This is a genomic window from Paraburkholderia sp. GAS32, assembly GCF_050434225.1.
Taxonomy (GTDB): domain Bacteria; phylum Pseudomonadota; class Gammaproteobacteria; order Burkholderiales; family Burkholderiaceae; genus Paraburkholderia; species Paraburkholderia madseniana.
Window position 1 is genome coordinate 41406 of sequence record NZ_JBNPVS010000010.1, and the last position, 20939, is coordinate 62344.

Annotated in this window: 19 protein-coding genes; 14 read left to right on the top strand and 5 right to left on the bottom strand. The window is 63.9% G+C overall.

Annotation, left to right across the window (positions count from 1 at the left end; translation table 11 throughout):
• The first annotated feature begins 32 nt into the window (after window positions 1-32).
• Complete coding sequence (locus P3T25_RS14500; RefSeq protein ID WP_168435793.1) at window positions 33-581, top strand: nucleoside deaminase; 549 nt, start codon at window positions 33-35, stop codon at window positions 579-581.
• A 2-nt stretch (window positions 582-583) separates the two neighbouring features.
• On the opposite strand, the gene P3T25_RS14505 is transcribed toward P3T25_RS14500, so the two are convergent.
• On the bottom strand, window positions 584-1138 hold the full coding sequence (locus P3T25_RS14505; protein ID WP_154562676.1) for a lysozyme inhibitor LprI family protein: 555 nt from the start codon (window positions 1136-1138) through the stop codon (window positions 584-586).
• A 331-nt stretch (window positions 1139-1469) separates the two neighbouring features.
• On the opposite strand from P3T25_RS14505, the gene P3T25_RS14510 reads away from it, so the two are divergent.
• Window positions 1470-2483: an SH3 domain-containing protein gene (locus tag P3T25_RS14510; RefSeq protein ID WP_266237123.1), complete on the top strand. Its 1014-nt coding sequence runs from the start codon at window positions 1470-1472 to the stop codon at window positions 2481-2483.
• 38 nt (window positions 2484-2521) lie between these two features.
• Here the strand turns inward: P3T25_RS14510 and P3T25_RS14515 are convergent, their stop codons facing one another.
• Window positions 2522-3385 carry a LysR family transcriptional regulator gene (locus P3T25_RS14515; RefSeq protein WP_429358274.1) on the bottom strand — a complete coding sequence of 288 codons (864 nt, stop codon included), beginning with the start codon at window positions 3383-3385 and terminating at the stop codon, window positions 2522-2524.
• Window positions 3386-3480: 95 nt separating this feature from the next.
• On the opposite strand from P3T25_RS14515, the gene P3T25_RS14520 reads away from it, so the two are divergent.
• The 11 genes from P3T25_RS14520 to P3T25_RS14570 all read left to right on the top strand — a co-directional run bounded on the left by P3T25_RS14520 (window position 3481) and on the right by P3T25_RS14570 (window position 12054).
• Window positions 3481-4047 (top strand): DUF4865 family protein, encoded by a 567-nt coding sequence (locus P3T25_RS14520; RefSeq protein WP_266237120.1) that lies wholly within the window; start codon window positions 3481-3483, stop codon window positions 4045-4047.
• The gene (locus tag P3T25_RS14525) at window positions 4044-4250 is read left to right on the top strand and encodes a hypothetical protein (protein ID WP_171925453.1); all 207 of its coding nucleotides are present in this window, start codon (window positions 4044-4046) and stop codon (window positions 4248-4250) included. Before P3T25_RS14520 ends, P3T25_RS14525 begins: the two co-directional genes overlap by 4 nt.
• A 111-nt stretch (window positions 4251-4361) precedes the next feature.
• Complete coding sequence (locus P3T25_RS14530; protein ID WP_429358275.1) at window positions 4362-6671, top strand: putative bifunctional diguanylate cyclase/phosphodiesterase; 2310 nt, start codon at window positions 4362-4364, stop codon at window positions 6669-6671.
• Between the two features lie 232 nt (window positions 6672-6903).
• Entirely contained in the window at window positions 6904-7092 is a 189-nt protein-coding gene (locus P3T25_RS14535) for a hypothetical protein (protein ID WP_054043350.1), read from the top strand.
• 184 nt (window positions 7093-7276) lie between these two features.
• Window positions 7277-8668, top strand: coding sequence for an FAD-containing oxidoreductase (locus P3T25_RS14540; protein ID WP_429358276.1), 1392 nt, complete (start codon window positions 7277-7279; stop codon window positions 8666-8668).
• Window positions 8669-8757: 89 nt separating this feature from the next.
• Complete coding sequence (locus P3T25_RS14545) at window positions 8758-9105, top strand: cupin domain-containing protein (RefSeq protein WP_154562684.1); 348 nt, start codon at window positions 8758-8760, stop codon at window positions 9103-9105.
• Window positions 9106-9186: 81 nt separating this feature from the next.
• Entirely contained in the window at window positions 9187-9504 is a 318-nt protein-coding gene (locus P3T25_RS14550; protein ID WP_154562686.1) for a hypothetical protein, read from the top strand.
• An 84-nt stretch (window positions 9505-9588) separates the two neighbouring features.
• Window positions 9589-9975: a DUF488 domain-containing protein gene (locus tag P3T25_RS14555; protein WP_154562688.1), complete on the top strand. Its 387-nt coding sequence runs from the start codon at window positions 9589-9591 to the stop codon at window positions 9973-9975.
• A 178-nt stretch (window positions 9976-10153) separates the two neighbouring features.
• Window positions 10154-10729, top strand: a complete 576-nt coding sequence (locus tag P3T25_RS14560) for a TMEM175 family protein (RefSeq protein ID WP_154562690.1) — start codon at window positions 10154-10156, stop codon at window positions 10727-10729.
• Between the two features lie 2 nt (window positions 10730-10731).
• Entirely contained in the window at window positions 10732-11541 is an 810-nt protein-coding gene (locus P3T25_RS14565) for a hypothetical protein (protein WP_171925457.1), read from the top strand.
• 24 nt (window positions 11542-11565) lie between these two features.
• Window positions 11566-12054 (top strand): metallophosphoesterase family protein, encoded by a 489-nt coding sequence (locus tag P3T25_RS14570; protein WP_154562692.1) that lies wholly within the window; start codon window positions 11566-11568, stop codon window positions 12052-12054.
• A 139-nt stretch (window positions 12055-12193) separates the two neighbouring features.
• On the opposite strand, the gene proP is transcribed toward P3T25_RS14570, so the two are convergent.
• The 3 genes from proP to argA form a co-directional block, all read right to left on the bottom strand.
• Complete coding sequence (proP, locus tag P3T25_RS14575; RefSeq protein ID WP_233464949.1) at window positions 12194-13696, bottom strand: glycine betaine/L-proline transporter ProP; 1503 nt, start codon at window positions 13694-13696, stop codon at window positions 12194-12196.
• 736 nt (window positions 13697-14432) lie between these two features.
• Window positions 14433-14708, bottom strand: a complete 276-nt coding sequence (locus P3T25_RS14580) for an oxidative damage protection protein (protein ID WP_154562696.1) — start codon at window positions 14706-14708, stop codon at window positions 14433-14435.
• 55 nt (window positions 14709-14763) lie between these two features.
• On the bottom strand, window positions 14764-16152 hold the full coding sequence (gene argA, locus P3T25_RS14585) for an amino-acid N-acetyltransferase (RefSeq protein ID WP_054043361.1): 1389 nt from the start codon (window positions 16150-16152) through the stop codon (window positions 14764-14766).
• 23 nt (window positions 16153-16175) lie between these two features.
• Here argA and hrpA point away from each other — a divergent pair, with 23 nt between their 5' ends.
• On the top strand, window positions 16176-20687 hold the full coding sequence (hrpA, locus tag P3T25_RS14590; RefSeq protein ID WP_171925458.1) for an ATP-dependent RNA helicase HrpA: 4512 nt from the start codon (window positions 16176-16178) through the stop codon (window positions 20685-20687).
• The last annotated feature ends 252 nt before the right edge of the window (window positions 20688-20939 follow it).

Genomic DNA, 20939 nt, shown 5'->3' on the forward strand with positions numbered 1-20939 from the left:
TAACTATTATTAAAAACTAAAGGAGATCGCCCGTGAGTCTTACCGTCCCGACCGATGCCGGCGCCGCTGGAGTGGCGCCGGCCTATCCGCCGCAGGGTTTAACGCCGACGCACGAGCAGGTCGTACGGCATCTGCGGCATTCGAGCCGGGTAGCCGAGCGGGCGACGCTGCTGGGACACCATCCGTTCGGCGCGGTGCTGGTCGGCCCGGATCAGGAGACCGTGTTGATGGAGCAGGGCAATGTCGATACGGTGAATCACGCCGAGTCGGTCCTGGCTCGCGTGGCGGCGTTGAATTTCACGCCGGAGTATTTGTGGAGTTGCACGCTCTACACGTCAGTCGAGCCTTGCTGCATGTGTGCCGGCACGATGTACTGGGCCAATATCGGCCGCGTCGTGTTTGGCATGACCGAGAAGCGCTTGCTGGAGGCGACCGGCGATCATTCCGAGAATCCCACCATGAGCGTGGATTGTCGGTATGTGTTCGATCACTGCCAGAAGCCCGTCGAGGTGATCGGCCCGGTGCCCGAGGTGGAGAGTGAGGTGATGGAGGTTCAGCGGCGGTTCTGGAGCGCCCGGTAGCGCTATCGCACTTCCGCCGGCGCGAGCATCGCCAGTCCGCAGAACCAGTCGCCGCCGTGCGGCTGATATTTCCACTTACTGTTGTTCTCCCTGATCACAGTGGAACACTGGTCGTTCACGACGATTCCGGGATCCGCCGCGGTGCATCGAAGCATCGCGGTTTCGGTTTGCTGTAGCGCGGGCATCACCGCCTTACGTTGAGTGTCGGGTTCGGCCGGACCATCCTGGGTTCCCGTTCGGATACTTTCGATCAGCCGCTGCAGTTCCTCGATCCGCGTCGCATACCACGTCCCCAGACACGCCGCATCGCGGCAATTCGCTTCCCGCCACGCCCACTTGCTGTCACTGTCAGTGAGGAAGGCGCGACGGTTGATGACCCGTCGCCGCGCTTTCCAGTACAGTTGGCCAAGCGTGTCATCGAGCTTCGAGAGCGCAGGGTCGTTGCAGATCATCCGTTCGGTGAGCGAGCGTCCCCTGGTGCAGTCGAAGCTGGTGGCGTGAGCGGGCAGATGCGTGAGCATCAGTGCGGCGACAAGGATTGGTCGGAAAATTTTCATGGTGCTCCCGGCGGTGCATGGGTTTTTCATGCAATGGATGATCGGCCGAGTCGCCGGAATGCAGATGCCCGAAAACAGCGTGAGTTCGGGTGGGTGATTACCAAATCTTGCTTTGCACGGGGCGCACTGGAACGGCTTGGGCAAGTCCGTAAGCATTTGCCGGGTGGTTTCAGGCATGTGCATTGCGGGTGCGGATGAGTAGGCGCTGTGGCCGCCACACCGCTTGAAGCGACGACCAGGCCCGACGCATTCACACGTGCATGCAGGCAGGCACACATGCAAGCCGTAGCGGCACGCACGCAAACGCGGGACGTAAAAAACGGGAGATAAAATGAAACAACACCTCGTTCGATGCATGTATGTGGCGGCCAGCTTGCTGGCGCTGCCAGCAGTGGCGTCCGCACAGTCGCAGGCCTATACGAACAGCACGGTCAACGTGCGCGCCGGGCCGGCTTCGGATTATCCCGTCGTGACGCAGTTGCCGGGTGGTGTCCCGGTTAGCGTGATGGGTTGCATCAGCAACTACCAATGGTGTGACGTCGCCGCACCGAACTTGCGCGGTTGGGTCTATGCGGCGCGACTCAGCTATCCCTATCAGGGCAGCAATGTGCCGGTGATGAGTTACGGCACGGTGATCGGCTTGCCGATCGTGACGTTCTCGATCGGTACCTACTGGGGCAATTACTATCGTGGCCGGCCGTGGTACGGCCAGCAATCCCGCTGGGCGCATCATCCACCGCCGCCACCTCCGAGCTCCGGTGCCGGACGGCCACCAGGAGGGCGTCCGCCCGGAGGTCCGCCGCCCGGGAATGCGGGTGGTCGGCCGCCAGGAGGCCGGCCACCGGATAATGCAGGCGGACGTCCACCGGGCGGGCAGCAGCCGGGCAACGGAGGTGGACGCCCACCAGGCGGGCAGCAGCCGGGCAATGGCGGCGGTCGTCCACCGGGCGGGCAGCAACCGGGTAATGGAGGTGGACGCCCACCAGGCGAGCAGCAACCGGGTAATGGAGGTGGACGCCCACCAGGCGAGCAGCAGCCGGGCAATGGCGGCGGTCGTCCACCGAGCGCGCAGCAGCCGGGTAATGGAGGTGGACGCCCACCAGGCGGCCAGCAGCCGGGCAATGAAGGCGGTCGTCCACCGGGCGGGCAGCAGCCGGGCAATGCAGGCGGTCGTCCGCCGGGTGGGCAGCAACCGGGCAATGCGGGCGGACACCCTCCGGGCGGGCAGCAACCGGGCAATGCAGGCGGCCGTCCGCAGGGAGGTCAGCAAGGCGGTGGAAATAACCGCCCTCAAGGTGGATCTCCACAGGATGGCGGGAGACCGCCAGGAAGTGGAAACAACTGAGCCAGGGTGGACCGGTCAATCCGCTCCGCCCATTCCCTTCAGTAGGCCGCGCTCAGAAACGCCGAACTGACCGCTCGCAAGGTTTCCTGCGAGCGCGGGTCGCTTAGCCGCGTATGCAGTACCACTTTCGAAGTCGGCAGCGTCGGCAAGCCGAGTTGCTCGCCGACCTCCACCGCTCCCGCCGGCGCCACGCGCTGCGCCAACGCGGCCACGGCGAGCCCTGCGCTGACGGCAGCGCCAACAGCCATCACGCCTCCGCCAACGAACACCTCGGTCCACCCAATCCCGGCCGCATCGAGCGCATCCGTGGCAATCGCGCGAATCCCGCATGGCGCGGCGAGCGTCGCCAGCTTCAGCGGCTGTCCCTCGCGATGCTGCCAGCCTGGCGCCGCGAACCAGCCGAGCCGCTCCTCAGCCAGCAGTTGCCCATCGCGGCGATCACCTTCCCGACGGCCAATCGCAGCGTCGACTTCACCCCGCTCGAACCATGCAAGTACGTCGCGTGACGCGGCAATGCGTACTTCGATGACGAGTAGCGGATCGTAAGCCGCGAGCCGCCCCAGCAGCACCGGCAAATTCGGCCCTGCCACGTGGTCGCTGATGCCGAGCTTGAGCCGGCGTTCCGGCGCGTCGGCGGTCCCCGCCAGCGCTCGCTCATGAGCGAGCAGCAATTGCCGGGCAGCGCCGATAAAGGCGTCACCGCGCGGCGAGAGTCTCACCGCGCGTGGTGTGCGCTCCAGCAAGCGGTAGCCCAGACGCGCTTCGAGCCGTTTGAGCTTGAGGCTCATCGCGGCTTGTGACGTATCCATGACTTCGGCGGCGCGCGTGAAGCTGCCGAGATCCGCGACCAGCACGAAAGCCTGGATCGCATCCAGATCGAGAGGACGGGTGAGGCTGCCCATATCAAAACTTTATCGCAGATATAAATCACCATATCTTGATGTAATGATTGTGCGGGCGCAAGCTCATCCTCAGTCGAAACCACAAGGACTTCGCCATGCTTGCCAAACAGTATTCGCACCGCCTGCCGTCCACCTACGACATGGGGATCATCCGCGAGCGCGCGACGCGGCGCGGCCCGCTGTGGGACGCAACCGAGGGGCTGGGATTCAAGGCTTTCGTCGTCCGTGAACGGGGCCGCTACGGCGCCACCGCGAACGTGTATTCCGCGGTGTATCTATGGCTCGACGTCGAGCAGACCGCCGACTTCTTCATGGGCTCGCGCTTTCAGAACGTGATCGACGACTTCGGCCGTCCCGAGGTTGAAACCTGGCTGCCGCTCGACGCCCGCAAGGGGCCGGCGCAACGGGCGCTTGCGTTGTATCGCGAGGAACAGCCGATCGGCGAGCAGGACAACCGCGCCGAGTTGCGCGCCGCATTGATCGAGCAGAACCGTCGCATCGCGGAGCAGGACGATACGGTCGCCGTGGTCTCCGCGCTCGATGTCGCCGACTGGAAGTTGATCCGTCTCACGCTGTCGTCGGCGGCGCCGGTCGCCACGGCGGGGCGCACGGTCTACGAGGTGCTCCACCTCGCGCGGCCGGGTGTCGCGAGCCTGAAGTGAGCGCCGGCGGCGCGTCCAACGGCAGAGCGGCTGAGACCGGTCCGGCAGCCGCGCTGGTGACCCCCGCACAACCGGTGCAGCGAGCGCCGCTCGATATCCGCGTGGCGCTGGCCGCGCATCTGGCAGGGCTGGCGCTGCCGATGGCCGCGATCGTCGGATTCACCGTGTTAATGGGGCAATCGCTTCATTGGCTGACCGGCTAGCCGGTCACACGTTTTGCGCGCCATGCTTCGCGATTAAAGTGCGCCGGCCTCGCGTAAACCCCGGTGCGCCGCGTACACTAACCTGCCGATGTGGGGTTAGGGGGCGCACAAATGACACGCGAAGCGACATCAGATTGCACGATGGGAGCAACGCCTGAGGGCACCCGCTACGGGCCGGACCGGGCCGAGGGGGTGCTGGCGTCGGAGCGTACGGTGTTGCGGCTGATTACCCGCAACACACCGCTGCCGGAATTGCTCGCTGAAGTATGCCGCCGCGCGGAAGCGCTGCTGGGCGATGGTGCGACCTGTTCGATCCTGCTACTGGACGCGGACGGCGTACGCGCACGCGTGGGCGGCGCGCCTTCGTTGCCGGCGCACTTTAGCGCCGCGATCGACGGCGTCCCGATCGGCCCGCGCGCCGGTTCCTGCGGCACCGCGATGTACGAGCGGCGCATGGTCGCCGTCGAAGATATCGAAACCGATCCGCTGTGGGCCGATTTCCGGCACCTCGCGTTGCCGCTCGGTTTGCGCGCGTGCTGGTCGGTGCCATTTGAAAACGATGCCGGCGCGGTGCTGGGTGCGTTCGCGGTCTATCACCGCACCTCGCGCCGGCCAAGCGCCGAAGAAGCGGCGATGCTCTACGACATCGGCCACAGTGTCGGTCTCGCCGTCCATCAGGACGCCATGGCGCAGCGCCTCGCGCACAGCGAGGAGCATCACCGGCTGGTTGTGAACCATCTGAACGAAGGCATCATCGTGCAGTCGCGCGAAGGCGTGGTGCTGGCCTGCAATCCGAGTGCGCAGCGCATTCTGCGCGCGAGCGCCGAGCTGGTCGGTCACGACATTCTGACGGTGATGGTGCGTGCGTATCACGAAGACGGTTCCATCGTTACCGAGGTCGATCGTCCGACCAGTCAGGTGCTGGCGACCGGCAAACCCACGCTCGGTGTCACGATCGGTCTGGAGCTGACGGACGGCGATGTCGTCTGGATTACTGAGAATGTCGTGCCGATCATCAAACCGGGCGACAGCGAACCCAGTTCGGTGCTGATCTCGTTCACCGACATCGGGCCGGTGCGCGAAGCGCAACGGCAGCTCAAGTTTCTGGCCACCCGCGATCCGCTCACGGGCCTTTACAACCGCGCCTACCTGGCCGAGCGGATGCGCGATCTGTTCACGCCGGGTGAGGTGGCAGGGATGGGCGAACTGGCGCGGGTCGCCGTGCTGTTCGTCGATCTGGACGGTTTCAAGAAGGTCAACGACACCGCCGGTCACGAAGCCGGTGATGCGCTTCTGTGCAGCGTGGCGGAGCGGCTGTCGGCATGTGTCGCGCGCGACGACACGCTCGCGCGCGTGGGCGGCGACGAATTCGTGATCGTGGTCAGCGCTTACGAAAACACGGGCCGGCTGATCGCGCTCGCCCAGCGCATTCTCGACACGATCGCGGTACCGTTCGCAGTGGCGGACAACGAGTACTACATGGGTGCGTCGATCGGCATCAGTCTGTTTCCCGAAGACGGTCAGGACGTGCCCACGTTGATGCGCAACGCCGACTCGGCGATGTACCACGCGAAACAATGCGGCCGCAACAATTTTCAGTTCTTCACCGCCGAGCTGAATCAGCATCTGCAACGCCGTTTCATGATCGAGCAGGCGTTGCGGCGCGCGCTCGCCACCGATGAACTCAGTCTCGTGTATCAGCCGATCGTCGACAGCCAGTGCGGCCGCACGATCGGCGCCGAGGCGCTGCTGCGCTGGTACAACAGCGAGCTGGGCAACGTTTCGCCGGTGGAATTCATTCCGGTGGCCGAAGACGCCGGCCTGATCGTCGAGATCGGATCCTGGGTGCTGGCGCGGGCCTGCGACCAGGTCGCGCAGTGGCGGCGCACGCTGGCGCCGGATTTGATCGTCGCGGTGAATCTGTCGCCGCGCCAGTTCAAAGGCGGGCTGGTGGAGCGGATCGAGCGCTGTCTCGAGCAGTCCGGGCTCGAGCCGGCGGCGCTGGAGCTTGAGATTACCGAGCGGCTGTTGATGAGCGACAGCGACGCCGTCCTGCCGATGCTCACCGCGTTGAGCGCGATGGGCGTGCGGATTTCCGTCGACGATTTCGGCACCGGTTATTCGTCGCTGTCGTATCTGAAGCGGTTTCCGCTGCATAACCTGAAGATCGACCGTTCTTTCGTCGCGGGGTTGCCGGATCATCGCGATTCGATCGCGATCACGCAGGCGGTGGTGGCGATGGCCCATTCGCTCGGCATGAATGTCACTGCGGAAGGTGTCGAAACCGCCGAGCAGGCGGCGTTTTTGCGCGGAATCGCTTGCGACAAGCAGCAGGGGTATTTTTATAGCCGGCCTGTCGGGGCGAGCGCTTATGCACGTAGCTTGCATGACGCGCAGGTGGGGCTGGCCAGCGCTTTATAGCTGTCCTGACGTCTCCAGCCATGGCCGCAGGCGCCGCAATCCCACTTCGCCTGAGTGGCTAATAGAGCAATTGAACCCCACTGCCGCGGGGACCCAGATTCGATTGTTCAGATTCGCGAACAAGTGCCTTCGCGTTCCCGGTATTTATCCGCGGCCCCGGTCTCCCTAAAATTCTCCCATCGAATATACATTCCGCGTCGTGCCGAAACGGCCCAGCGCGATGGGAGCCGTTATGCCAGCCTTGATTCAAAACCAGCTTTATCGACCCGCGGTGATCCTGCCGATGGTCGCCCTCATGCAGGTGATGGTGTCGCAGGATTTCAACCTCGGCCAGGTCGGCTGGGTCGTGGCCGCGCGCGGCGCGCAGGCCGCGCTGCAACGTTCGCGCGAGTTGATCTGCGCTGTGCATTGCCACGCCTGAACACAACCGGGCGCAATTTCCATCAATCGGCGGCGCCGGCCCATCGGCGGCGCGAAAACAGATCGGCAGCCGGCGCACGAACGTCACCGCGCGCAACAGAAGCAACGAGAAGGGGCGGTAACGGCAACGCGAGGCGCTAAGGGTAAGATGCTACGACCTGCACCCCAGCCTCGGGAGATCTGCCATGCCACAGCACTTCGACGCAGTCGTGATCGGTACGGGACAAGGCGGGACGCCGCTCGCTGTCCGTCTCGGTCAAAGCGGCCGTAAAACCGCGGTGATCGAACGCGGGGCCTTCGGCGGGACTTGCGTGAATGTCGGCTGCACACCCACCAAATCGTATGTAGCCAGCGCCCGTGGGGCGCATGTGGCGCGCCACGCCGCGGACCTCGGCGTGCAGGTGAGCGGGGCGGTCAGCGTCGATCTGGCAGCGGTCAAGGCGCGCAAGGACAGGATCATCGGCCAATCGCGCGACGGTGTCGAGAAATGGCTGCGCGGCACGGCTAACGTCACCGTCTTCACAGGCCACGCGCGCTTCACCGGCGCGCATACGCTCGCCATCAGCGGCTCGGTGCGCGACGAACTCAGCGCCGACGAAATCTTCATCAATACCGGTACGCGCGCCGTCGTGCCGCCGCTCAATGGGCTTGAGCGCGTTCGCTACTACACCAACTCCAACCTGCTCGAACTGACGGAATTGCCGGACCATCTGGCGATTGTCGGCGGCAGCTATATCGCGCTCGAATTCGCGCAGATTTTTCGCCGCTTCGGCAGCCGGGTGACGGTGCTGGTGCGCGGCGAACGCGTGCTGACGCGTGAGGATGCCGACTTCGCCGGCTCGGTCCAGAAGGTACTGGCGCGCGAAGGGATCGAGTTTGTGTTCGGCGTGCAGCCTTCGCGGGTCGAACCGCATCCGCATCACGAGAACGAGGTGTGCATCGGCTTTGAGCAGAACATTCCCGCGCTCGAAGCGTCGCACCTGCTGTTCGCCACCGGCCGTGAACCGAATACCGACGACCTCGGCCTCGATGTGGCCGGCATCGCGACGGACAAGCACGGCATGATTCCCGTCGACGGCCAGTTGCGCACCAACGTGCCGGGCGTCTGGGCGATCGGCGACATCAACGGACGCGGCGCCTTTACCCACACTTCCTACGATGATTTTCAGATCGTCGCCGCCAATCTGCTCGACGGCGGCGCGCGCTGCGTCGATACGCGGATCATGACGTATGCGGTGTTCGTCGACCCGCCGCTCGCGCGTGTCGGGCTTTCGGAGACCGACGTGCGCAAAGCCGGACGCGAGGCGCTGATCGCCACCATGCCGATGACGCGGGTGGGCCGCGCCCGTGAACGCGGCGAGACCGACGGTTTCATGAAGGTGCTGGTCGACCCGCAAAGCAAGCAGATTCTTGGCGCGGCGATCCACGGCATCGAAGGCGACGAAGCGCTGCACACGTTCATCGACATCATGACGGCCGGCGCGCCGTATCCGAGCTTGCAGTACGCCATGCACATTCATCCGACCATCAGCGAACTGGTGCCGACCTTGCTCGATGGCCTCAAGCCGATGAAATGAGCGGCGCACGCGGTGGCAAACCGGGGGCGAGCGCCCTCGACGATAACGTGCAACGAACTCAGGTAGCGAGCATAGCCGGAGCACAAGCGATGAAACGCACGATCAGCAGCGGCAACCTCTTCGATCCCGGTGCGCCAGCGGGCCCTGACGAGCAAGTCGACGCGCTCGTGGAAGAGGCCGGTGTGAGCATCGAACGGATCGTCTCGCGGGGGCACGCAAGTCCGCCGGACTTCTGGTACGACAGCCCGCGCGCCGAGTGGGTCGTGCTGCTGAGCGGCGCGGCGACGCTCGAATTCGAAGGCGAGCCTGAGCTGCATCCGATGAAACCCGGCGACCACGTGCTGATCGACGCGCATTGCCGGCATCGGGTGGCATGGACGAGCGACACGGAGCCGAGCGTGTGGCTGGCGGTGTACTACCCTGGCGTTTGCCAGTGACCGATAGCTGAGATCACGTCGCCGTGACGGGACTGAACTCGGGGATTAAACTCGAACTGGCACGTATCCTGGAGCGAGATCATGAATGATGCTGACCCTAAAAGCACTTTTCGCGGTCTACCGTTGACCCCGGAACAGGACGCGGAAGTCAGACACTACATAAAAAAGCAGAAGCAACAGGGCGCGGAGTGGGACACGCCGGAACTGGCGTCCATGCTTCGCGACATGCTGGAACCGCCGGGCGATGACGACGGAGAATTCGATCCCGACTTCGACGAAACGAAAGCCGCCGCGGAACGTGCGGCGGCCTCGATCGACGAGGCGATGGACCCGATCGAGGCGAGCGAAGAGCGGAACGCCGCGATGGAAATCGAGGCCATGAAGGGCTTGAGACGCTGAGCCTGCATTGCAGAACCACTGACGAGCGGCGTTGATCGACCCGACGGGAGAAGGTCGCGCTTCCACCACGGATCAGGAAAAAACATGAGCATCAGCATCGTCCAGCTTGGGTCTCCGAGAGCGGCCGACGAAGGGCTGCGTATCGGTACCGTTCGGCGACCGCCGCGCGGCGTACCCCGGGCCGAATTCGCCACCCGCGACTATTACGATGTGTGGCTCCCCAATCTGTCGCCTGACGCGGAGTTGGTCAAAGAAGCCAAGGCGGTTACGAGCGATCGCGATTGGGCCGCGTTTGCGAAAAAATTCCGCGCGGAGATGAATGGCGGCGACGCCAGCAAGGTGTTGGACCTGCTGGCCGCCTTGTCGAAAACGACCAACTTTTCCGTCGGTTGCTACTGCGAGGACGAAAGCCGGTGCCATCGCAGCATTCTGCGTCAGTTGTTGGACGAGCGGGGTGCGCTGATAAGGTGAGGCGTGCATACGCCGCCGGCCGGCATTCGACAAGTCCCGTTGTCATCGCCGATAATCGGCGGCGTGCGGACCTGCCCGGGCAGTCCCGCATACTGCGGCTTCGGCGGGCAATTGCGGTGTGCCATGCCCGCAAGCACAGGTCTTCACAATCGCGACTACACAATCAGGAAACCGACCGATGGGCAAGGGACGCGTCGAAGCCTTCAGCGATGGCGTGATCGCCATCATCATCACGATCATGGTGCTCGAATTGAAGGTGCCGGACGGCTTCGATCTCGCCGCGCTGCGCCCCGTGATCCCCGTGTTCTGCGCCTACGTGTTGAGTTTCATCTACGTCGGCATCTACTGGAACAATCATCACCACCTGTTCCATACCGTGCAGAAGGTCAACGGCGCGGTGCTCTGGGCCAATCTCCATCTGTTGTTCTGGCTGTCGCTGCTGCCGGCCGTCACGCATTGGGTCGGCGAAAACCATCTCGCCGCCTGGCCGACTGCGATGTATGGCGCCGTGCTGTTCATGTCGGCGATTGCGTATTTCATTCTGACCCGCGTGCTGATCCGCGAGCACGGCACCGACTCGACGATCGCGAAGGCGGTCGGCAACGACTTCAAGGGCAAGGTCTCGGTCGTCATCTATCTGGCGGGCATGGGGCTGGCATTTGTTCAGCCGTGGCTCTCGGCTGCGCTCTACACGTTGGCCGCGGCGTGGTGGTTGATACCTGACCGGCGCATCGAACACCTGATGGAAGCGTAAGCATGTTGCTTGCGCTCAAGCTCGCGCTGGTGCCCGCGTTTCTCGCCGCGCTGACCGTGGCGGGGCGTGTGTGGGGGCCGTCGGTGGCGGGATGGCTAGCAGGGCTGCCGGTGGTGTCCGGCCCGATCGTGTTGCTGCTCGCGCTGGAGCGTGGGCCGGCGTTCGCGGCGCAGGCGTCGGCGGCGTCGATTGCGGCGATCGCCGCTTCCGAGGCGTTCAATTTTGCGTATGCGTGGACGTGCCGGCGTTCAGCATGGCCGCTTGCGCTCACGGTTGGGATGCTCGGGTGGGTTGGCGTGGCGATGTTGCTCACGCATTTGCCGGGTGGACTGATGTGGGCGGTGGCCGCGGGTTGTGTGGCCGTCGTCGTTTCGCAAAGCGGCTTGCCGCGCGTCACGGGCCATGTGCCGGCGACGCGTCTCGGGCTCGGCGATCTTGCGCTGCGCATGCTCGCCGGCGCGCTGCTGACTGTTGCGGTGACGACACTGTCGGCGTCGATGGGTGCGACGTGGAGCGGGCTGCTGTCGGTGTTTCCTTTGCTCGGGATCGTCCTCGCGGTGTCGGCCCAGCGCGCGCATGGCTCGGACTTCGTCGCATTGTTGATGCGCGGCATGGTGATCGGCCGCGGCTCGTTCGCGGCGTTCTTCGCCGTGACCGCGACGATGTTGCCGCACTACGGCGTGTGGTTCAGTTTTGCGTGTGCGGCGGCGGTGTCGATGGTGGTGCAGGGGGCGACCAGACGGTTGCTTCGCGCGAAGCGGCCAGTGCAGGTATTGACGCGTGAGCTTGCTGAACAGCAGTCGGCGGATTGAGGCCGTTTGGCCGATACTGACATCATGACTTCGCGCAGACAAAGCTCCCCCGTCACCCGGATCGGCTTGATCTCCGACACGCATAACCTCGTGCGTCCTGAAGCCCTGCAGTACCTCGCGGGCTGCGATGCGATCATCCACGCGGGCGATATCTGCAATCAGGCGGTGCTCGATGCGCTCGCGCAGATCGCGCCGGTCACCGCCGTGCGCGGCAATAACGATATCGACGAACCGGTTGCTTCGCTGCCGACACACGTCAAGCTGACCGTCCAACAGGTGACGATCCTAGTCGTGCATGACATCGCCGACGTGGGCGACGATCCGCGCAGCGCGGGCATCGACGTGGTCGTGACGGGGCACTCGCACAAGCCCGCGATCAGCGAGCGCGACGGGGTGCTGTTCGTCAATCCGGGCAGCGCAGGGCCAAGGCGTTTCAAGTTGCCGATTTCCGCCGGCATGCTGATCGTTGAAGGTGCGCACGCCAGCGCAACGTTCGATTCTCTGGTGACATAAAAAACGGGCCGGCAAACATCTGCCGGCCCGTTTTCGGACATGCTCACGCTTATTGCTGTGGTTGCCTGTCGCCGCCCGTCATAGCGATTGCGGGCGATGCGCGTACAACTTCAGCGATTAGTTACCGCGCAACCTAGGATCAGGCACGCGCCGTAGCCGCGGCAGCGTAACCTTCATCCATCTCCGCCGCCTCACGTTCGCCGCGCAGCACCGCATGCGCTTCGGCACGCGTTGCGACACACGGACCGGAGCCGAGCAACGGCTTGCGGGCCGTTTCACGCAGCGCGAACACCGACACGATACCGATCAACGACGCGCCCATCAGGTAGTACGCGGGCATCATCAGATTGCCGGTGCTGTCGACCAGCCATGCCGTCACGAGCGGCGTCGTCCCGCCGAACAGCGACACCGAAATGTTGAAGCCGATCGCGAGCGCACCGTAGCGGATCTTGGTCGGGAACAGCGCCGGCAGCGCCGACGGCATCACGCCGGTAAAGCACGACAGCAGCACGCCGAGAATCATCAGGCCGCCGAACACCGGCAGCACCGTGCCCATGCGGATCAGCAGCAGCGCGGGAATCGACAGCACGAACAGACCCACGCAACCGAACAGCATCACCGGCTTGCGGCCGATCGTGTCGGACAGGTGGCCGGCTGCCAGCGTCATCGGCATCATCAGCACCATCACTAGCAGCACGAGGAAGAGACCGTGCGTTTCGTTGAAGTGCAGCGTGGCCGACAGATAGCTCGGCAGATACGAGAGCGCCATGTAGTCGGTGACGTTGAAGATCAGGACGAGGCCGACGCACAGCAGAAGCGGCTTCCATTGCTGGATGAGCAGCTCGCGGAACGATTGCTTCGGGAGCGCCTTGTCTTCGGCTTCGCGTTGTTCGGCCTGCTTCTTGAACGCGGGCGTTTCTTCGAGCTTCATCCGGATGTAGAGACCCACCAGACCCAGCGGGCCCGCGATCAGGAACGGCACACGCCAGCCCCACGAGAGCAGCGCCTCGTTCGACAGCGTTGCCGTCAGAACCGCGACCGTACCCGCGCCGAGTACATAGCCGATCAGCGTGCCGAACTCGAGGAAGCTGCCCATGAAGCCGCGGCGCTTGTCCGTCGAGAATTCGGCGATGAAGGTAGCGGCGCCGCCGTATTCACCACCCGTCGAGAAGCCTTGCACGAGGCGCGCGACCAGCAACAACGCCGGCGCGAAAATGCCGATCGTCGCGTAGCTCGGAATCAGGCCGATCGCGAAGGTGCCGAGCGCCATCATGATCATGGTCATGGCCAGCACGCGCTGACGGCCGATGCGGTCGCCCAGCGGCCCGAACACCATGCCGCCGACAGGCCGCACGAGGAACGCCGCGGCAAACGTGCCGAAGGTGGCGATCAACTGGGCGGACGGGCTCGACGACGGGAAGAACACTTTGCCGAGCGTGACAGCGATATAGCTGTACACGCCGAAATCGAACCATTCCATCGCGTTGCCGAGCGCCATGGCGCCGACGGCCCGCTTGAGGAGAGATTTGTCGACGACGGTGATGTCATCGAGTGAGAGGCGTTGTTCTTCTTTGTGATGTCGCCAGAAGCCGTTGCTGGAAGCGGTCAAGGTGAAAACTCCAATGACTGCGACGAAACTCATGAAAACGCGCATGAACGTTCCGCCACGGGTGCTGGGGAAGTGCAGTTTCGCGAGCAGAGCGATGGCGTCTCTTTCGCCCGAAGGCGATCGAAGGGGGCGTGAAAAAAGAAAACAGAACGCCCGTGCCTCGCGAATCATTCGCGAAAAAACACTCGTCTAGATTGTGCTGACTGTTGCATCTGCGTGGCCGTGGAAGGGGGGCAGATGCATGAGGACGCTGGGGTGGCTGAAAGCTGGCCCATGCGCCGCTGAAAGGCTCGAAACGAAAAAGGCCGGTGCTGGATCGCCGCTCATAGTGCGAGCTCAAGCGGGGAAAAGACCGACAAGCCTTCTTGTATAAAAACTGTTCAATCCGGCCCTTGGTACGCACAGCATGCCAAGTTTGAACTGAACGCGAATGAAGGTGAATTGCTGTTGGAACGGTGCACATCATAGCACGATGACGGATGATCGTGCAAACCCGGGGTCCAGCCGGCAGCTCGGGGAGGGCGCTCAATCCCTTGCGTGGCGGGGGATTCGGCGGATTGCGGCGGTATGGAAAAGAGGCTTAAAAGTGGCCGGAAATGGTCCGGTTAGTGAATTTTGCCAAGGCTCTAAAGTGGCGAAAGGCGAGGAAAAATGAGAGGCGAGATGCGCCGCCAAATTCGTGGCCAAACAGGCGAAAAAAATCCGCGCTCGCGGCGCGGATTTTTCGTCAGGGTGATCGCCAATCCTGGCTTGTAGCGCAAGAAGGCGCTTACTCGGCTGCCGGCGGCACGTAGCCCTGTGCCGTATCCGCGCCTTCGCCGAAGAAGAACTTTTCGGTCTGCTTCATCAGATATTGGCGTGCGCGCGGATCGGCCATGTTCAGGCGGTTTTCGTTGATCAGCATGGTTTGCTGCTTCAACCAGGCCTGCCAGGCTTCCTTCGAAATGCTTTCGTAGATCCGCTTGCCAAGGTCGCCCGGCAGCGGCGGGAAATCGAGGCCTTCGGCTTCCTTGCCGAGCTTCGCGCATTGAACCGTACGAGTCATACTGTGCTTCTCCTATATCGATGTGGGGGCGGGCAGTCGCTTTATATGGGGACGCTCAGAGCTGTTTCATCAGCACGAGCGACTTGCGCTGCCAGTTATAGAGTCGGCGGCGGTCTTCCGGCAGGTCGTCGACCGTGACCTTGACGAAGCCGCGCTTGAGGAACCAGTGTTCGGTGCGCGTAGTGAGCACGAAAATCCGCGTGAGGCCGCGTGCCCGGGCGCGTTGTTCGATGCGTTTGAGCAGGCGCTCGCCGTCGCCCGTGCCTTGCGCTTCAGGCGCGACCGTGAGACACGCCATTTCGCCGATGCGCTCCTGCGGGTACGGATACAGCGCCGCACAGCCGAACAGCACGCCATCGTGCTCGATCACCGAGAAATGGTCGATGTCGCGTTCGATCTGGTGGCGGCCGCGCCGCACCAGCGTGCCGTCGGATTCGAGCGGCTCGATCAGCGAGAGAATGCCGCCGACGTCGTCCGGCGTGGCTTCGCGCAGGCTTTCGAGGTTCTCGTACGAGATCATCGTGCCCACGCCGTCGTGCAGGAACAGTTCGAGCAGCAGGCTGCCGTCGAGCGCGTAGGGGATGATGTGCGCCCGTGCCACGCCGCCGCGGCAGGCGCGGATCGAATGTTTCAGATAGAAGCCCGCGTCGCCGGTGACTTCGCCGCTTTCATGCAGCTTGTAGGCGTCGTCGAGCGACAGTTCGCGAACCAGTACGGGTCCGTCTTCGCCAGTCTCCATCAGGCCCGGCGTCTCGGTCAGGAATACGATCTTGTCGGCGCGCAGCGCGATCGCCGCCGCCGAGGCGACGTCTTCCATCGACAGATTGAACGCCTCGCCGGTGGGCGAGAAGCCGAGCGGCGACAGGAGCACCAGCTTGCGGCTTGCGAGCGAATGGCGGATCGAATCCGCGTCGATCTTGCGCACCACGCCGGTGTGGGCGAAATCGACGCCGTCCAGAATGCCGACCGGGCGCGCCGTCACGAAGTTGCCGGACACCACGCTGATGTGCGCGTGCGCCATCGGCGTGTTCGGCAAGCCCTGGCTGATCGCCGCCTCGATATCCAGACGCACTTCGCCGGCCGCTTCTTTCGCGGACTCCAACGCGCGCGCGTCGGTAATGCGCATACCGTGCGAAAACTCCGATTCCACGCCGTGCAGGCTCATCTGCTCTTCGACCTGCGGTCGCGAGCCGTGCACCAGCACGATCTGGATGCCCATGGCCTGCAGCAGCGCGATATCGGACACGAGCGCATTCAGGAGCCCCTGATGCACCACCTCGCCGCCGAAACCGACGACGAACGTCTTGTTACGGAACGCATGGATGTAAGGGGCGACTGAGCGCATCCAGTCGACGAATTGCGCGTGCTGTGCGAGGTCTTCCGTTGCTCCGGCGGGGGCCGGAACGCTCGCGGGCGCGGGGACGAGGTCGGTTTGGGAATTCATGCCGGGGATTATAATGCGCCCCCATGTCGAATGTACCCAAAAGTCCCGCTACGGCGAACGAGAATGTGACGCCGCCCGCCGATCAGGCGAAGCCCGGCGACGCGCGCCGCCGCGATGCGCAGGACGCAACTCGCAACACGCCACCAGCCGCGCGTGAGTCTCTGCGCTCCGCGGATGACGCGCGCGTGTCCGCACAGAAAAATAATCCGCCGCGTGAGGCGCGCCGCGAAGCGGGCGCGCAGGCGCCGAAAGCTGCTCATGAGGGGCGGAAGCACACGCCACAGGGCGACGCTGCGCGCAGTCAGCCGACTTCCGGCGGCGCGGAGAAGCCCGCGCGCCGCGACGATGGACGCGCGCAGAACGCGCCTCGCGGCCAACGCCAGCAGCAGGGCGATGAACGGCGCGCGCAGTCCGAAAACACGCGAGCTCCAAATCAGCCGAGGCGTGGCGACGGACGTGCCAATCAGCAAAGCGGTGCGCCCGCGCAGAAATCGCCGCAAGCAGGCGATGCTCAAAACGGCCAGCCCCGTCGCGAGCCGCGGCCACCGCGCGTTCAACGCGTCGTCGAACCGAACCCGATTCCGCCGATTACTTTTCCTGAAGCGCTGCCGGTGTCCGGCCGTCGGGAAGAAATTGCGCGGGCCATCGCACAGAATCAGGTCGTGATCGTCTGCGGTGAGACCGGTTCGGGCAAGACGACCCAGTTGCCGAAAATCTGCCTCGAACTCGGGCGTGGTCTCGGCGCGGGCGGCTCCGGTTTGATCGGTCACACGCAGCCGCGCCGAATTGCGGCGTCGGCAACGGGCCGCCGCATAGCCGAAGAACTCGGCACGCCGTTTGGCGAAGTGGTCGGCTACAAGGTGCGGTTTACCGACAATCTGTCGCCGGGCGCGTCGGTCAAACTCATGACCGACGGTATTCTGCTCGCCGAAACGCAGACCGATCCGCTGCTAAAAGCCTACGACACGCTGATCATCGACGAAGCGCACGAGCGCAGCCTGAACATCGATTTTCTGCTCGGCTATCTGAAGGAAATCCTCGTCAAGCGGCCCGATCTGAAGCTGATCGTGACCTCGGCGACGATCGACGCGGACCGCTTCGCACGCCATTTCGGCCGCGACGACAAGCCTGCGCCGGTGATCGAAGTGAGCGGCCGTCTCTATCCGGTCGAGGTGCGCTACCGGCCGGTCGCTGAGGACAGCCCGGCGGTGAAGGCGGCGGAGGGCTCTTCCGCATCGTCTTCGCGTGAATCGCGTGACAGGCCGAGGACCCAGCGCGAAACGGATCGCGATCTGATGGAAGCGATTGTCGATGCGGTCGACGAACTGTGCCGCGAAGGCCCCGGCGACGTGCTGGTCTTCCTGCCCGGCGAGCGGGAAATTCGCGATGCCGCGGAGGCGCTGCGCAAGCACCACCCGCCGCACACGGAAATCTTGCCGCTGTTCGCCCGTTTGTCCGCTGCCGAACAGGAACGCGTGTTCCGCACCTCGAACGCGCGCCGTATCGTTTTGGCCACTAACGTCGCGGAAACCTCGCTGACGGTGCCCGGCATTCGCTATGTGGTCGATACGGGCTTGGCGCGCGTGAAGCGCTACTCGTATCGCAACAAGGTCGAGCAGTTGCAGGTCGAGTCGATCTCGCAGGCCGCCGCGAATCAGCGGGCAGGGCGTTGCGGCCGCGTCGCGGATGGCATCTGTATTCGTCTGTACGAGGAAAGCGACTATCAGGGCCGCGTGCGTTTTACCGACCCGGAGATTTTGCGTTCGTCGCTGGCGTCGGTGATTTTACGCATGAAGTCGCTGCATCTGACGGCGATCGAAACCTTTCCGTTCATCGAACCGCCGCCGGGCCGCGCCATCGCCGACGGCTATCAATTGCTCAACGAACTGGGCGCCGTCGACGACGACAACCAGCTCACGCCGCTCGGCCGCGAACTCGCGCGCTTGCCGCTCGACCCGCGCGTAGGCCGGATGATTCTCGCCGCGCGCGATCAGCAGGCGTTGAAGGAAGTGCTGATCATTGCCAGCGCATTGTCGGTGCAAGATCCGCGCGACCGGCCGATCGAAGCGCAGGAGCAGGCCGACCAGGCGCATCGCCGGTTCGCCGACGAGCGCTCCGAGTTCCTGCAATGGCTGAAGATCTGGAACTGGTTCGAAGAAGCGATCGCGCACAAGAAGTCGAACCGGCAATTGCAGGACGAGTGCCGCAAGAACTTCCTGTCGCAATTGCGCCTGCGTGAATGGCGCGATGTGCACTCGCAACTGCTGACCGTGGTGCGCGAGCACGGCTGGCGGCTGAACGAGGCCGAAGCGACTTTCGAGCAGATTCACCTCGCGTTGCTGACTGGCCTGCTCGGCAACATCGGCCTGAAAGCCGACGACGAACCGTATTTCCTCGGCGCGCGCAGCATCAAGTTCTACCTCTGGCCGGGCTCGGCGCTGGTGAAGAAAGCCGGGAAATGGGTGATGGCCGCCGAACTGGTTGAGACGAGCCGTTTGTACGCGCGTTGCATTGCGAAGATCGAGCCGGAGTGGATCGAAAAGATCGGTGAGCATTTGCTGAAGAAGTCGTTGTCCGAGCCGCATTGGGAGAAGCGCGCGGCGCAGGTGTCGGCGTTCGAGCGCGCGGTACTGTACGGTCTGCCGATTTACCACCGGCGGCGTGTGAGCTTCGGTAAACAGGACCCGGCGCGCGCCCGTGAACTATTCATTCGCGGCGCGCTGGTGGAAGGCGAGTTCGATACGAAGCTCGCGTTCTTCGCGCACAACCGCAAGCTGCTCGCCGACATCGAGCAACTGGAGCACAAGTCGCGCCGTCAGGACGTGCTGGTCGACGACGAACTGATTTTCGGCTTCTACGATCAGGCGCTGCCGAAAGGCATCTATACGGGCGCGTCGTTCGAGCGCTGGTATCGCGACGAGGTGAAGAAGAGCGGCCAGCCGGAAGACAAGCTGCGTCTGCTGTATCTCTCGCGCGACGATCTGATGCGGCACGAGGCTGCCGGCGTCACGACCGACCTGTTCCCGAAGCGGATGACGATGGCGGGCGTCGAGATGGCGCTCACTTACCACTTCGAGCCGGGTTCGCCGCGCGACGGCGTGACGCTCGCGGTGCCGCTGTATGCGCTGAATCAGGTCGACGCACGACGCTGCGAATGGCTTGTGACCGGCATGCTGAAAGAGAAGGCGCAACTTCTGCTGAAATCGTTACCGCAGAAGCTGCGGCGCCATTGCGTGCCGCTGCCCGAGTTCGCGGCGGGTTTCGTCGAACGGCATAGTGGTCCTCGCTTCGGCGCGGGCGGTTTGCTCGAATCGCTGATCGCCGACGTTCGCGAGCAGACTCAGGTCGCGATGAAGCAATCGGATTTCAAACTCGAAACGCTGACGCCGCATCTGTTCATGAACTTCAAGGTCGTCGACGAGCACGGGCGGCAGCTTGCGATGGGCCGGAATATGTCGCAACTGCGTGCTGAACTCGGCGGGCAGGCGCAGCAGCACTTCCAGAAGATCGCGTCGGGTGCGGCCGGGGTGGCGTTGGCGGATGCGGGCGGCGGTGGCGGCGTGGCCGCCGGCGCGCAAGCAGGCGGAGCAGTCGGCGCGGCAAACGGTGCGGCTTCGCGAGGCAAGAGCACTGCTGCGCCCGGACCGCTTGCGACGTCGCAAGAAGGCGCGCAAGGCACCGCGCTGTACGAAAAGCTGACAACGTGGAATTTCGGCAAGCTCCCCGAGTTGCTCGAAATTCGCCGTGGCGGTCAGACTTTGTTCGGTTATCCGGCGCTAGTGGATCGCGGCACGCATTGCGACGTCGAAGTGTTCGATTCACCCGATGAAGCCGCGCGCATCCATCGCGCAGGGCTGCGGCGCTTGTTCGCGTTGCAATTGAAGGAGCCGATCAAGTACCTGGAAAAGAATCTCCCGGGTTTGCGCGAAATGGCGATGCAGTTCATGCCCCGCGGCACCCAGGAAGAACTGCGCGATCAATTGATCGACACCGCGCTCGACCGCGCCTGTCTGCAAGACCCGCTGCCCGCCGATGATGTCAGTTTCCACACGCGCCGCGACGAAGGCCGCAGCCGTCTGACTTTGTTGGCTCAGGAAATCGCGCGGCTGGTAGGGCAGATTCTCAGCGAATACGCGACTGTGACGAAAAAGCTGGTGCAGGCGAAGGCGTTCACGGCCGCGCATGCGGACATGCAGAACCAACTGGATGGCCTGGTCAGCAAACGCTTCGTGGTCGATACACCGTATGCGCAGTTGGCGCACTTCCCGCGCTACCTGAAGGGCATTGCGCTGCGCATCGACAAGCTGAAGGCGGACTCCGCGCGCGACGCACGGCAGTTCGCAGAATTCCAGCCACTGTTGCAGAACTACCAGCGTGCGCTCGCGCAACGCGGCGGCGTGCTGGATCCGCGCTTGTCGGAATTCCGCTGGTTGCTCGAAGAATTGCGGATTTCGCTGTTCGCACAGGAGTTGCGTACACCGATGCCGGTCTCGGTGAAGCGTCTCTACAAAGTGTGGGAGTCGATGCAGCGTTGAGCGGTGAGAGGAGGGCGCGACGCGGCGCTGAGCGACACATGGAGTGGGGCGCCGCAGGTGCCCGCTTCGCTTGCCTAGCGCTAGCGGATTCGGTGCGGCACGTGGCGTCGAGCAAAAAAACGCGTGACACCATTCCTTTTGAGAATGACGTCACGCGTAAAGGGCGCGAGCGCTTTCGGACCCGCGCCTGCTCGCTGCCAGTACAGCAACGCGGATGACTTTGATGTGACTGGCTCAGATCGAACCGGTCAT